The organism is Parafrankia soli (assembly GCF_001854695.1).
Classification (GTDB): domain Bacteria; phylum Actinomycetota; class Actinomycetes; order Frankiales; family Frankiaceae; genus Parafrankia; species Parafrankia soli.
Genome location: NZ_MAXA01000058.1, coordinates 111,257 through 124,192, shown reverse-complemented (window position 1 = coordinate 124,192; position 12,936 = coordinate 111,257). Strand labels below are relative to the sequence as shown.

At 72.1% G+C, this 12,936-nt stretch carries 12 protein-coding genes; 8 read left to right on the top strand and 4 right to left on the bottom strand.

The window, feature by feature from the left end:
• Positions 1-94: 94 nt before the first annotated feature.
• The 5 genes from BBK14_RS07380 to BBK14_RS07360 all read left to right on the top strand — a co-directional run bounded on the left by BBK14_RS07380 (position 95) and on the right by BBK14_RS07360 (position 5,426).
• Positions 95-481 carry a hypothetical protein gene (locus BBK14_RS07380; RefSeq protein ID WP_071060416.1) on the top strand — a complete coding sequence of 129 codons (387 nt, stop codon included), beginning with the start codon at positions 95-97 and terminating at the stop codon, positions 479-481.
• A 379-nt stretch (positions 482-860) separates the two neighbouring features.
• Positions 861-1,298 (top strand): hypothetical protein, encoded by a 438-nt coding sequence (locus BBK14_RS07375; protein WP_020463117.1) that lies wholly within the window; start codon positions 861-863, stop codon positions 1,296-1,298.
• 84 nt (positions 1,299-1,382) lie between these two features.
• Positions 1,383-3,608 (top strand): ABC transporter permease, encoded by a 2,226-nt coding sequence (locus BBK14_RS07370; protein ID WP_071060415.1) that lies wholly within the window; start codon positions 1,383-1,385, stop codon positions 3,606-3,608.
• Positions 3,605-4,456, top strand: coding sequence for an ABC transporter ATP-binding protein (locus tag BBK14_RS07365; protein ID WP_071060414.1), 852 nt, complete (start codon positions 3,605-3,607; stop codon positions 4,454-4,456). The genes BBK14_RS07370 and BBK14_RS07365 overlap by 4 nt, the downstream gene beginning before the upstream one ends.
• Positions 4,457-4,496: 40 nt before the next feature.
• A complete protein-coding gene (locus tag BBK14_RS07360; RefSeq protein ID WP_083390782.1) occupies positions 4,497-5,426 on the top strand; it encodes an ABC transporter ATP-binding protein in 930 nt (309 codons plus the stop codon).
• Positions 5,427-5,512: 86 nt separating this feature from the next.
• Here the strand turns inward: BBK14_RS07360 and BBK14_RS07355 are convergent, their stop codons facing one another.
• The gene (locus tag BBK14_RS07355; RefSeq protein ID WP_071060471.1) at positions 5,513-6,856 is read right to left on the bottom strand and encodes an ABC transporter substrate-binding protein; all 1,344 of its coding nucleotides are present in this window, start codon (positions 6,854-6,856) and stop codon (positions 5,513-5,515) included.
• A gap of 114 nt (positions 6,857-6,970) precedes the next feature.
• Positions 6,971-8,383: a hypothetical protein gene (locus BBK14_RS07350; RefSeq protein ID WP_071060413.1), complete on the bottom strand. Its 1,413-nt coding sequence runs from the start codon at positions 8,381-8,383 to the stop codon at positions 6,971-6,973.
• A 215-nt stretch (positions 8,384-8,598) separates the two neighbouring features.
• Between BBK14_RS07350 and BBK14_RS07345 the strand changes: the two genes are divergently transcribed.
• Complete coding sequence (locus tag BBK14_RS07345) at positions 8,599-9,072, top strand: hypothetical protein (protein WP_020463123.1); 474 nt, start codon at positions 8,599-8,601, stop codon at positions 9,070-9,072.
• A gap of 323 nt (positions 9,073-9,395) precedes the next feature.
• A complete protein-coding gene (locus BBK14_RS07340; RefSeq protein WP_241831260.1) occupies positions 9,396-10,049 on the top strand; it encodes an ABC transporter ATP-binding protein in 654 nt (217 codons plus the stop codon).
• A 2-nt stretch (positions 10,050-10,051) separates the two neighbouring features.
• On the opposite strand, the gene speB is transcribed toward BBK14_RS07340, so the two are convergent.
• On the bottom strand, positions 10,052-11,161 hold the full coding sequence (gene speB, locus BBK14_RS07335) for an agmatinase (RefSeq protein WP_071060411.1): 1,110 nt from the start codon (positions 11,159-11,161) through the stop codon (positions 10,052-10,054).
• A gap of 369 nt (positions 11,162-11,530) precedes the next feature.
• Here speB and BBK14_RS07330 point away from each other — a divergent pair, with 369 nt between their 5' ends.
• Positions 11,531-11,905, top strand: a complete 375-nt coding sequence (locus BBK14_RS07330) for a DUF2752 domain-containing protein (protein WP_071060410.1) — start codon at positions 11,531-11,533, stop codon at positions 11,903-11,905.
• 7 nt (positions 11,906-11,912) lie between these two features.
• Here the strand turns inward: BBK14_RS07330 and BBK14_RS07325 are convergent, their stop codons facing one another.
• Entirely contained in the window at positions 11,913-12,857 is a 945-nt protein-coding gene (locus BBK14_RS07325) for a TrmH family RNA methyltransferase (RefSeq protein WP_071060469.1), read from the bottom strand.
• Positions 12,858-12,936: the final 79 nt, after the last annotated feature.

Below are 12,936 nucleotides of genomic sequence, written 5' to 3'. Positions count from 1 at the left end.
TCCAGGCACCGGCCGCAGCGCAGGGAGTTACGTGACCGCGAGCGGGAGAGGACGGTCCGGGCTACGGGCCGTCCCCGGCCGGAGAGGGGAGCAGGTGAGCCGTCCCTTCCATGTCTACGACTACGAGGGTGAGCACCTCGGGTCGTTCGCGACCTGGGACCTGGCGCACGAATGGGCGCACCTGCAGGCGATGCTGAACGGCGTGCCCACGCCGCTTCAGGTCGAGGACAGGTCGACCACCGGCCGGCGCCGGGTGTGGGCGGACCGCTGCGAGCCGCTCGACGGCCCGATAGGCGGTGGCGCCCTCGGCGGCGGCCTGCTCGACGACGACCTGACCGGTGGCGACGTGCTCGCCGGGGGGCCGTGCTCGGCGGCGGCCACCCCGGTGTTCGCGCCGCCGCTCCCGCGCCAGCCCAGCGAGCCCGCCGACAGCGAGCTCGCCGAGGCCGGTCTCGCTGAGGCCGGTCTCGCCGAGGGCTGAGGCTCACCGGGCTCACACCAGCCCGGTCCCCGGCCGGCACTTTCGGGCCATCTCCACCAACGGTCACGCATGGGTCGCCGTCCGCCCGGAAAAAACACCGGACGGGCGGTGACCGGTTGCCGACAGATGTCTGGTGGGTAGGCCTCGATAAGGCGGATTGAAGCGGGACATATCCTCCCAGGGTGGTATCCGCGCGGATGCCGCGTGCCCGCCAACACCTGGCCGGGAACTGCCCTCGCCCAACCTGACACTCCACCTGGTGAGCTCCGCGCACTAATCTGGCGGCTGTCGTCGGGGATTCACAGCGAGGCACGCTGGACGTGCCCCGCGGCGCGTCATGGCGACGGGCACAGCCGACACGCTCCTTGGGGGAGACGAAGTGGACGAGCAGACCGCAGCCGCCGCCGGAGCGCGACCTACGTCGCGCCTCGTCGTCGATGTCGTGCGAGCGCTGCGGGGGTGGGTGGTCGCGGCGGCGGGCGGAGTCCTGCTACTGGGGTGCTACCTGGGGGTCTCCAAGGAGACCGACGTGGCCTACCAGCTGCCGTACGTCGTGTCCGGCGGTTTCGGCGGGCTTGCGCTCGTCCTTGTGGGCAGCGCCCTGCTGATCGCCGACCGGGTCGACGCGACGCAGGCCGCGCAGAACCGGCTCGCCGGCCAGGTCGACGACCTGCACACGCTGATCATCGCGGCCGCCGCCAGCGGCGCGGCGAACGGGGAGCACACCGGCGCAGGCGGCCACCCCGGTCAGCCCGCCATGTCGAACCACACCGGCGCCACCGAGATCAGCACCGCCGCGCCCGGCCAGCGGTACTGAGCGGGCCCGGGGCGACACCATGGGCACTGAAACCATGGGCACCGACACCATGGGCACCGTCGACACCCTTCCCGGGGTGACCGGATGACCAGTATCGATCTTGCTCTCGCCGGCATCTCCATCGGGGCCATCGCGGCCCTCTCCGGCATCGGGCTGCTGGTCACCTACCGCACCAACGGCGTTCTCAACCTCGCGCAGGGCGGAATCGCGACCCTGGTCGCGTACGTGTTCCGCGAGATGGTCGTCGAGTGGGACCTGCCGATCTGGCTGGCCGCGGTGATCGCCCTCGGCATCCTCTCCCCCGGCATCGGGCTTCTACTCGAACGGCTCGTGTTCCGCCCGCTCGCCCGTCGACGCGCCTCCGCCGCCGAGTCGCTGGTCGCGAGCCTCGGCGTCCTGGTCCTCACGCTCGGCATGACGGCCGGCATCTGGGGCCTGGGCTCCCGCAGCGACGCGCCGAGCATCTTCCCGAACGAGTCGGTCACGATCTTCGGTGACACCCGCATCGGCGTCGACGCCCTGGCCGAGCTGGCCATGGTCGTCGCGTTCTGCATCGTGCTCGGGCTCATCGCGGCGAAGACGAAGTTCGGCCGCCAGATCCGGGCCGTCGTCGACGACCGCCAGCTCGCCGAGCTCTCCGGCGTGCCCGCCGACCGGGTCGCCGCGGCCGGGTGGGCGCTGGGCACCACGATGGCCGGCCTCACCGGCATCCTGCTGGCGCCCCGGTTCCAGCTCAACCCGTACGGGCTGACGCTGCTCGTCCTGGAGACGTTCGCCGTCGTCGTGGCCGCCCGGCTGTCGAGCATGCCGGTGGCGGTGCTGACCGCGCTGGGCATCGCCGTCCTGCAGAGCGAGCTCAAGCAGTTCACCCTCGAGGGCGACGCCGGCCAGATCCTCATCGTTCTGCAGTCCAACCTGTTCATCTTCGCGCTGCTGGTGCTGCTGCTCGTGGTACCCAAGCTGCGCGAGCTGGGCAACGGCGACTCCGGCTCGACCGGGAGCTTCTCCAGCCGGGGCGCTCCCCCCGCCGGCCCGGTCAGCCGGCACGACGCCCGGCGCGACATCCTCGGCAAGCTCGGCGGCGCGGCGCTGCTGCTGGCCCCGCTGACCTTCGCCCCGGCCGACCTGCGCTCGGCGTTCATGGTGCCCGCCCTGGCCCTGATCTTCCTCTCGTTGGTGATCCTCACCGGCTACAGCGGCCAGCTCTCCCTCGGCGTCGCCGGCTACGCGGGCCTGGGCGCCCTGCTCACCCTCAAGCTCGCCAACGGCGACCTGTTCGGCATCCCGGCGATCCCCGGCATGTGGGCGATGTTCCTGGGCGCGCTGCTGGTCGCGCCGATCGGGCTGATCACCGGATGGCCGGCGATCCGTCGGCGCGGGCTGACCCTCGCGCTGACGACCTTCGCGGTCGGCGCGGTCGTGAGCCGCTTCGTCTTCGAGCAGCCGACCTTCGCGACCGGACTGTACGTCGACCCGCTGACGTTCTTCGGCTCCGAACTGACCGACGAGGCCTTCTACATCTTCGAGCTGGTCTGCCTGGCCGTCGGCCTGCTGGTTGTGCGCAACCTGCACCACGGCCGGCTCGGCCGGGCCCTGCTCGCCGTCCGCGACCACACCGAGGGCGCCGCGGCGGTCGGGGTGGACGTCCGCAACCTCAAACTGCTCGCGTTCACCGTCTCCTCGGTCGTGGCCGGCCTCGGCGGCGGGCTGTTGACCTTCAGCTCCTCCTCGTTCGCGGCGGACGACTTCGCGCCGCTGCAGAGCCTGCTGTGGTTCACCGCCGTGATCGTCTTCGGTGCCGACAGCGCCGCCGGGGCGATCATCGCGGCGGCGTTCATCGTCACCATCGACGTGCTGGCCCCGGCCGGCTCGTCGATCCTCGCGGTCGGCATCCTCGCCCTGGCGCTGGGCTGGATGCCCGGCGGCCTCGCGTCCGCGGTCCGGGCCGGCTTCGCGCTGGTCGCCCGCACGCTGGCCGACGAGTTCGTCCCCGCGCCGCAGCCCACCCGCCATGCCAGCGCCCGTCTCGCCGCGGGCGGCGCCGCGGGCCACGTGCCCGGTGTCCCGGGCGCCGGCGGCGGAGCGGCTCTCGGCGAGCTGCGGATCGTGCTGCCGCCGGGAGCACCGGCACCGACCGCCTTCGGCGCGGCGCTGCTGAGCGCGGTCGCCGCACACGCCGCCCGCACCGGGCTGAGCCTGGACGCGCTGCCGAGCGCCCGCACGGCGGCGGACGACTCCACAGACGGCCGGGAGCTGGTCGGGCACCGACCGCACCTGCCCGGATACCCGGTCGAGAGAGGCGCGTCATGAGCCGCGACGATCTGCGGGCCCGTGGCCTGGTCCGCCGCTACGGCGGGCTGACGGCCGTCGAGCATGTCGACATGGACGTGCCCAGCGGCCAGGTCACCGGCCTCATCGGCCCGAACGGCGCCGGCAAGTCCACCCTGTTCAGCCTGCTCACCGGCGTCGAGCAGCCCGACGAGGGCCGCGTGCACCTCGGCCGGCGCGACATCACCAAGATGCGCCCGGACGCCCGCTCCCGGCGCGGCCTGGTGCAGACCTTCCAGGTGCCCTCGCTGTTCCCGAGCCTCACCGTCGCCGACAACCTGCTCGTCGCCGCGGAGAACCGGCGCCGCGACTACGCGGGCGGCCTGCTCGGGATGGGCTCACGCGGCCGGGGGAATGCGCTCGGGGTCGTCGAGGAGGTCCTGGGCTCACTCGGGCTCGAGGACATCCGCGGGACCGTCGCCGGAACGCTGCCCACTGGCGCGCTGCGGCTCGTCGAGTTCGCCCGCGCGCTGTGCGCCCGTCCCGACGTGCTGCTGCTGGACGAGCCGGCGAGCGGGCTCGACGCCGCCGAGACCGAGAAGCTGTCGGTGCTGGTCCGCCGGATCGCCGACGACGGCGTGGCGATCCTGCTCGTCGACCACGACGTGGACCTGGTGTTCCGCGTCGTCGACCGGGTCTACGCGATGGTCGGCGGCCGCGTGGTCGCCGAGGGCGCACCGGAGACGGTGCGCGACGACCCGACCGTCCGCTCGGTGTACCTGGCGCAGGGGCCGCTGACCTCGCAGGCGACGACCTCCCTCGGGCCGGGCGTCGCCGCGGCCGGTTCGCCGGCGGCCGGCTCCCAGGCCATGTCTTCGGCCGGGCGATGATCCGCCCGCCGCACCACTACCGCGCCCTCCTGGAGAACCGGTGACCTCCCACAGCGACCCCGACCGGTACGGGCAACACGGGCAGCTCGGCGGCGTCGGCCGGTTCGAGCCCGCCGGCCCGCCCGCGCAGCGCGGCCCGCAGTCCGGCCCGTCCGCCGGCATCGGACAGCAGGCCGACGCGGGTGAGCTGCCGGCTGACGGTGAGCTGCCGGCTGACGGTGAGCTGCCGGCTGACGGTGAGCTGCCGGCTGACGGTGAGCTGCCGGCTGACGGTGAGCTGCCGGCCGTCGAGCTGAGGCTGGAGAACGCACGGGCCGGGTACCGGACCATCGAGGTGCTGCACGGCATCACCATGGCGATTCCCTCTGGCGCGGTAACGGCGCTGCTCGGCGCGAACGGCGCGGGCAAGAGCACGACCCTGCGGGTCATCGCCGGGCTCATCCCCCTGCGCAGCGGCACGCTCTCCTGGCGCGACGAGCAGATCACGAAGATGACCACGGTGAACCGGGCGCGGCGCGGGCTGATGCTGGTCCCGGACGAGCGCGCCGTGTTCGCGACGCTGTCCGTCCGCGACAACCTGCAGATCATCGCCGAGGCGAGCGGGAACCCGGACATCTCGCCCGCTCTGGATGCCTTCCCCCGGCTCCGGGAGCGGCTGGGCCAGCGGGCCGGATCGATGTCGGGCGGTGAGCGCCGGATGCTGGCGCTGGCCCGCGCCCTGCTGGCGCGCCCGTCCGTGCTCATGGTGGACGAGCTGTCGCTCGGCCTGTCCCCGAAGGTCGCCAGCGAGCTGTTCGCCTGGCTGGGCACGGTCGCCGACGCCGGCACGACCGTGATCCTGGCCGACCAGTACACCGAGGAGGCGCTCGCCCTCGCCGACATGGTGTACGTGCTGCACCGTGGTGAGGTCACCTTCGCCGGCACACCGGCGGAACTCGGCGCGAGCGAACTGCTCGCCGCCGGCGCCTGATCCTCTTCCGACCCTGCCGGTTCTGCCGGCTCTCCGGGTGCGGGTCCGGGGCCGTCCGGAGTGCTTCCGGACGGCCCCGGCCGGCGTCAGGCCGCCGGGTACGGCAGGTTGCGCACCGTGAAGCAGGTGCTGTTCAAGGCACCGCTCTGGGTGACCCAACCGCCCTTGCCGCCGTTCGCCGAATCCTGCCAGCGGGCGACGTTCACGCAGTTCTTCGACTCCGCCGGCGCCTGGGCCAGCTTGCTGAAGCCGCGCGGGATGAGCAGCCCGTCACCGTCGTAGGGCTCGGAGCGGTTCATGAACTTCTCGACGCACGCACGGGTCAGATCCGCCCCGCAGGACTCCATCGCGTCGCCCAGCCACTGCGCCGAGGCGTAGCCCTCGAGCATCCACTGGTTCATCTTCGCGACGCGGTCCGCCGGCACGTGCGCCGCCACCGCGTCCCGGAACGCCTTGACCGCGGGGATCGACTCGTCGGAGAAGGTCGCCGACGTGCTGGTCGCGAAGATGGTGTTCCGGCACTGCGGCGAGTTCGCGTAGATCTGCGCGATGTTGCCCGCCATGCCCTGCGCGGTGGTCACCTTCGCCTGCACGGTCAGGTCCTGGCGCTGCATCGCCTGGCAGAGCTGGCTGTTGCCACCGTCGTCCATCGCGTCGAAGACGACCTGGGCGCCGCGCCGCTTCATGTCCTGCACGGCGGCGTCCCAGTTCGGCGCGCCGAGGTTGATCTGTTCCTCGATGACCTCGTAACCCTCGGCGCGCAGGCCGTCGGCGATCGAGGTCGCGTAGCGCTGTGACGGGGCGACGTTGTAGTAGACGACACYGGCCACCCGGGCGCCGAGCTTCTCCTTGAACCAGCGGTAGTTCTCGGTGCCCGCGTACAGCGTCCCGTCGAAGCCCGGCCGGCGGCCGTCCCGCGGGTAGTAGCTGCCGTAGATCGAGTACAGGTGCGGGTACTGGTCGTACGCCGCGGACACCGGCTGGCCGCCGATGTCCGGCACACCCTTCGAGTTCACGTACTGGGCGCCGGCGTAGTCGAAGGCCGTCACCCCGGCGAGCGCGAACACCTCGTCGTCGTCGATCAGCTGGCGCACGCAGGCGACGTTGCCGTCGCCGGAGCCCTTGTCGTCGCAGTCGACCACGTCGATCTTGCGACCGTTGATCCCGCCGCGCGCGTTGAGCGCCTCGAAGTAGGCGGTCGCGCCGTAGAGCGAGGCGGAGAACGTGTCAGGGCCGAGGCCGCTACTCAGCCCCGCGATGACACCCACCTTGATCTCGGTCGGCGACACCCCGGTGTCGGATGCGGTGTTGGTCGACGTGCCACCGGTCGGCGCGTTGTCGGACGAACCGGAATCACTCGCGCGGCTACCGCAGGCAACAAGAGCCAACGACGACAGCACGACGGCAGCGACGAGCGATCTCGCTCGCATGAACATGCACTCCTCATGATTGGTGGATGACGCTCGCGCACAACGAGCTCCGCACGGACCCCGCGCGTCAGGCTACCGACAGCGAACATGTCGCCACCGGCAGCAAACTGCTTGTCATCCGGTGCCGCGCACGAACAGCCGGCGCCACCACGTTCGCCGAACCGCGGGCGCGGTCGGGCCGGCCTGTGCCACCGGATCCGCTCCGGACGACGGGTTCTCCCCCGCCGCGGGATCGGCCGCGGCGGGTTCCTGGACGGCATGCGCGGACCGGTCGTCCACGGGCGCGTCCCCGGCGGCAAGGCCAGGACCCGCCGCCATGTCAGGCCGCGAACGATCAGTCCGCGGCGATGAAGCCTGCGCGTCTCCGGTGGACGGGGTGGCGAAAGCGAGGATCTCGGGCTCCGTCTGGGCCACGCGTGGCGACGGCACCGCGGCTGCCGCCACGCTGGTGATCGCCGCGACCGCCTCGTCCAGCGCCGCCATCGCCTTACCCAGCGCCGCGACGGGATCCTCGTCCCGTGCCACGGCGCCCGCCGCGATCACGTCTGTGGCACCGTTCAGGCCTGTGACGGGCGCGTCGTTCGCGACGGGCGCGCCGTCGGCCGCGGTGAGACCGGTCGCGTGCGCTCCGAGCTCGACGGGACGGGCAACCACCGGCTCGGTGACCTCGACAACCGGCGCGACCTCGTCGATCATCACCGGTATGGTCACCACCGCCGCGACCACTTCAGCCGGACCTGTGACCTCCGCCTCGGCGGCAGCATCGACCGCGACCTCGGCGACCTCGGCGTCGGCGTCGGCGTCGGCGTCGGCGTCGGCGTCGTGAGCCTCGACAGCACCGACTTCTTCAGCGGCTGCCTCGACCTCAACAGCCTCAACCTGCGCAGCGTGGACCTCGACAGCGTCGGCTTCATCCGAGGCCGCCTCGTTCAAGGCCGCCTCGTTCGAGGCCGCCCCGTCCGCGTCGACCGCTGAGGCTTCGGCCGGCGCCGGCTCCGCGGGGACCACTGGCTCCGCCAATTCCGCGGATGCCGTCGGCACCACGGCTTCGGTCACCGGCGGCACGGTCACCGGCGACACGGCCAGCGGAGCTTCGGCCACAGGCGGCTCCGTCGACGGCACCTCGACGTCAGGCTCCGCCGCGGCCGCCACCGGGCCTGGCGTCTCGGTCACGGCTGCCGGTGCCGCGACGTCCATGACCGGCTCGGGCTCGGCAGGCGGATCGGCGGCGGCGACCGCGGCCGGCGCGGGGTTCGGCGGATCGAGGGGCGGGGCGGGCTCCGGCGCGGGTGTGGGCGGGCCGGTTCGCTCGGGTGTCGCGGCATTCTCGGGGACGTCCACGAGACGATTGACGATCAGCCCGCCAGGACCCGGCGATCGGTCCAACCGGCCCTGCGCAGCGAGCCGGCGGCACACCTGGTTCACCGTTGCGCGATTGGCGCTGATCGCCGCGGCCAGACTGCCGTCGTCCAGACCGTCGGGAATGCGCGCGAGCTGCCCGAGAATCCGCTCAGCAACAGTAGCCACATTTGGGGACGCTATACGGTATTGCCGCGGCTTCCGTCAGCGGGGGTGGGCGACCGGCCGGGCTACTCGTCGGATGACCCGGTTAGCCCACTCGCTCCCGGGAAGGGCCATGGTCAGAGACTGTGCGGGTGGCGACCGGCCACCCACGCTCCGCCGTTCATGGAGCAGCCGTTCACGGAACAACTCGGCCGTTCACGCCGGAACAGGAGGCAGCGATGACATGGCCCGCCTCGGACCCCGAACAGCCCGACCGGGACGTCCGCGATCCCATGGACGGCAACAGCCCGCTGGAACGAGCCGAGATCACCGACAGCGACGACCTCGGATCCACGGACGCCGGACTCGATCCCCTCGACGACAGCTGGGATCCACCGGACCGGCCGAGTAGGCTGATCAGCAATCCGATCACCCCGCGGGAAGAACGCGCCTCGTCCTTCGACCGGCAGCTCGCCGCCGAGATCCCGGACCCGGATCCCTACGCCGAGGCCGAAAGGAACGGCTCCGGCTCGGCAGACGGTCCCGATATCTACCCCGATGGACCATCCGGCGATTCCGAGTTCGACGACTCGGGGCTCGATCAGGTCGTGGAGAGCACCGACGGCGCCCATCGCGCGCACACGCCGACCGACCACGAGGCGTGGCGACGCACCGCGGAAGAGGACGCGCTCCACCTCGATCCCCGTTCCTGAGCCCGGGCGTTACCGCATCGACGTTCCGGACGTCCGTTCACACGCCGATACCGCCCGGATGTTCCCAAGCTCGTTACCCGGAGGACGTTCCCGCGCCGCGCCACCCCCGATCAATCACCTGCCGCCCAACAGCACTCCATCCGCAGGCGCTCGACATCCCGTGGATTACGGGGCGGCCGGTCGCATCCCACGCCGGGGTGAGACTGTCGTTCCCGCCCGGTACGCACCACGGCGGGCCGGGAGATCTGGGGGTGAGCATGGCGGACAGTGGTCGTCGGGGCGGACAGATCGAAATGGTCGGGCTGAGCCGACGGTTCGGGGACGTGGCTGCCGTTGACGGCGTCGATCTGACGGTCCGGGCGGGCGAGTACTTCTGCCTTCTCGGTCCGTCCGGATGCGGCAAGACCACGGCCCTCCGGCTGATCTCGGGACTCGACGAACCGTCGTCCGGGCATGTTCGTCATGACGGCGAGGACCTCGCCGACATGCCGGCCCACCGCCGCCCCGTCAGCGCGGTCTTCGGCGGCTACGCCCTGTTCCCCTTCCTGGACGTCGCCGCGAACGTCGCCTTCGGCCTGCGGCACGCGCGGGGCGTCACCATGCCGGGCCGGGCCGAGACCTCGGCGCGGGTCCGCTCCGCCCTCGCCGTCGTCCAGATGTCGGAGTACGCCCGCCGCCGCCCGCCCCAGCTCTCCGCCGAGCAACAGCAACGGGTCGTGCTGGCCCGGGCACTGGTGCTGCGCCCCAGGGTGCTGCTGCTGGACGACCCCCTCGGCTCCCAGGACGAACGGCTGCGCCGCGCCCTGCGCGACGAGCTCAAGGCGTTGCAACGACAGGTCGGGGTGACCGTGCTGCACGCCACCGTCGACCGGGAGGAGGCCCTGGCGCTGTCCGACCGCCTGGCCGTGATGCGCGGCGGACGGATCCTCCAGGTAGGCACGGCCGGTGAACTCCACCAGGAACCGACAGCCGCCTGAGTTCAAGACCCAGCTTTCATCTCCGGGAGCCCCGCGGGAAGGTCCGCCGTCCCACCGGCCGCGCTACGGCGACGATGCGCCAACGCCGCGAAAATCTCCATCGCGACCCGGTGCGCGCTGTTCACCGTCGTCTCCGCGTGGTCGTACGGAGGCGAGACCTCGACGATGTCCGCGGCGACGATCGGCGTGTCCAGCGCGATCTGCCGCACGGCCCGCAGCAGGTCGGCCGGGTTCATGCCGCCCGGCTCGGGGGTGCCCGTCCCAGGCGCGAACCCCGGGTCGAGGACGTCGATGTCGACCGACAGGTAGAGCGCGCGGCAGCCGTCCACCGCCTGCGCGATCGCCTCGGCGACCACCTCTCGGCTCCCCCGCTCCCAGATCTCGTGCATCAGGTGCCAGCGCATACCCTGCTCGCGCATCCACGCGAACACGTCCGGCGGAGGCCAGTACCCGCGCAGCCCCACCTGGACGAAGTTGCGCCCGCGCACCGCCCCCGACTCGATGAGCCGCCGCATGGGCGTCCCGTGCGAGGCCAGGTTCCCGTCGATGATGTCGGCCGTGTCGGCGTGGGCGTCGAAGTGCAGCAGGCCGACCTCACCCCAGCCCACCGCCTCGGCGACCCCGCTCGCCGCCGGCCAGGTGATCGAGTGGTCCCCCCCGATGATCACTGGGATGACGCCGAGCCGCGCGACGTCGCCGACCTTCGCCCGGATGTTGCGATGTGAGGCCTCGGTCAGCCCGTGCGGGCAGTGCGCGTCCCCCGCGTCAACGACGTCCAGCCAGTCGAAGATCTCTATACCAAGATCAAGATGATATGTGCCAGGGTTGTACGCCTGAGCGCGCAGCGCCCGCGGGCCGAAACGCGCGCCCGGCCGGTGCGTGGTCGCGATGTCGAACGGAGCCCCGACCACAGCGACATCGGGCCGGCGCGCCCGAAGATCGTCGATTCCCGGCATCCAGGGCAGACCGGCGAAGGTCGCCAGGCCGGAGTATCCCGGGGCGTCCGCGCCGGGATCGTCCGCTCCCGCGGCCCGCGCCGCGTACGGCGGCACCGGACCGGCGCTCCCCCGCCCGCGTGCCACGTCCCGATCACCGGCCTGTGCCATGCACATCACTCCGCTCCGCCGCCGCACCCGGCTGCCGCTGCCACTCCCGACCACTCCCGACGCCGCCTGCCTCCAGCATCCTCCGCGGACGTCAACGGGGCCGCCGCAACGGCCGGCGACGGTGCGCCGGAGAAGTGTGCCCTCGTCTACGCTCGGCTGGTGGGAACCCGCGCGCCACGCTCCATCAGAGCGAGGCGCTCCGCGTCAGCGCCCTCCACACCGGCGCCGTCCGCACCAAGGCCCGCCGCGCAGGCCCCGTCCAACCCGGCTCGATCCGAACCGGCCCTCACGGTCGGCCGTCGGTACCGACCCGGAAGGCCGTTAGCGCCGCACCTGAACCGGTCACCTCGGGCGCGGCTGGCGGGGTTCAGCGCCGTGGGCGCGTTGGCGGTCGGCGTGTGCGTCCGCGTCTACCTGGTCGACCCGGCCGAGCCGGGGCACTATCCGAGCTGCCCCTTCCGGGCCCTCACAACCTGGGACTGCCCAGGCTGCGGGACTCTACGCGGACTGCACCAGCTCCTGCACGGCCATCCGATCGCCGCCGCCGACCACAACCTGTTCTTCGTCCTCGCCGCGCCCGGTCTCGCCCTCGGCTGGCTGATCGCGATGGCACGGTGCGCGGGATGGCGCCGTCGGGTTCCCAGCCTCCCGCCCCGCCTGTTGCCGCTGTTGCCTGCGTTGATCGCCGTCTTCTGGGCCGTCAGGAATCTTCCCGGGCCGGTGGGAAGCTGGCTGGCGTCGTCGGCCTGAGCGGTCGTCACGGGCGGACGCCCAACACATAACAGGCGATTGCCGCCGTCGCCGCCACRTTCAGCGAATCCACGCCGTGGGCCATCGGAATCCGAACCCGCCGGGTCGCCGTGGCCAGGACCTCGCTGGTCAGGCCCTGGCCTTCCGTCCCCAGTAACAGAGCGACGCGATCACCGGGACCGGCCGTTGCGAGCGCCAGTTCGTCAGCGTCGGACGCGGGCGTCAGCGCGAGCACCTCGAACCCAGCCTCACCGAGCAGGGACAACGCTCCCGGCCACGGATCAAGCCGGGCGTAGGGAACCGCGAAGACCTCGCCCATCGACACCCGCACGGAGCGCCGGTAGAGCGGATCCGCGCACCGCGGGCTCAGCATGACCGCGTCCATGCCGAGCCCGGCCGCCGACCGGAAGATCGCGCCGAGATTGGTGTGGCTGACCAGGTCCTCACAGACCAGCACGCGCCTCGCGACGCGGAGCAGTTCCACGGGGTTGAGCAGCGGACGACGGCACATCGACGCCAGCGCACCCCGGTGCACCTCAAAGCCGGTGATCTGCGCAAGCACGGCTGGCCCCGCAACATAGACCGGCGCCTCATGGTGGTCCGGCCGCTCGCGACCGTTGTGCTCGTCATCCCCGGCAGATTCGCGATGCCCGCCGCACTCGCCGTGCGTCGGCGTGGACCAGAAACGCTCCGGAACTCCCCCCAGCCGCGCCGGCGAGACCAGAACCGAGCGCGGCCGGTATCCCGCCCGTAGCGCGCGGTCGATCACCCTCTCGCCCTCCGCGATGAACAACCCCTCCGCGGGTTCACGCCGCCGGCGCAGCGCCACGTCGGTCAGCGCCACATAGTCCTCAACCCGGGGATCGGCAGGGTCGTCGATCGCCACGATCCGCCGCTCGCGCTCCTCAAGCACGCCGGACCCGTCCAACACGCCACCCGCCCCACATGTCATCCGTGTGTAACGCCGGAACAGCAGAATCAGCACCTATGACCGCATCCGGCTCCGTGACCAGCAGCCCAGGCGGCCCAGC

Coding starts and splice junctions, on each gene's coding strand:
- speB (WP_071060411.1), bottom strand. CDS start 11,161: ATGTGCATGGCACAGGCCGGTGATCGGGACGTGGCACGCGGGCGGGGG.
- BBK14_RS07370 (WP_071060415.1), top strand. CDS start 1,383: ATGACCAGTATCGATCTTGCTCTCGCCGGCATCTCCATCGGGGCCATC.
- BBK14_RS07365 (WP_071060414.1), top strand. CDS start 3,605: ATGAGCCGCGACGATCTGCGGGCCCGTGGCCTGGTCCGCCGCTACGGC.
- BBK14_RS07345 (WP_020463123.1), top strand. CDS start 8,599: ATGACATGGCCCGCCTCGGACCCCGAACAGCCCGACCGGGACGTCCGC.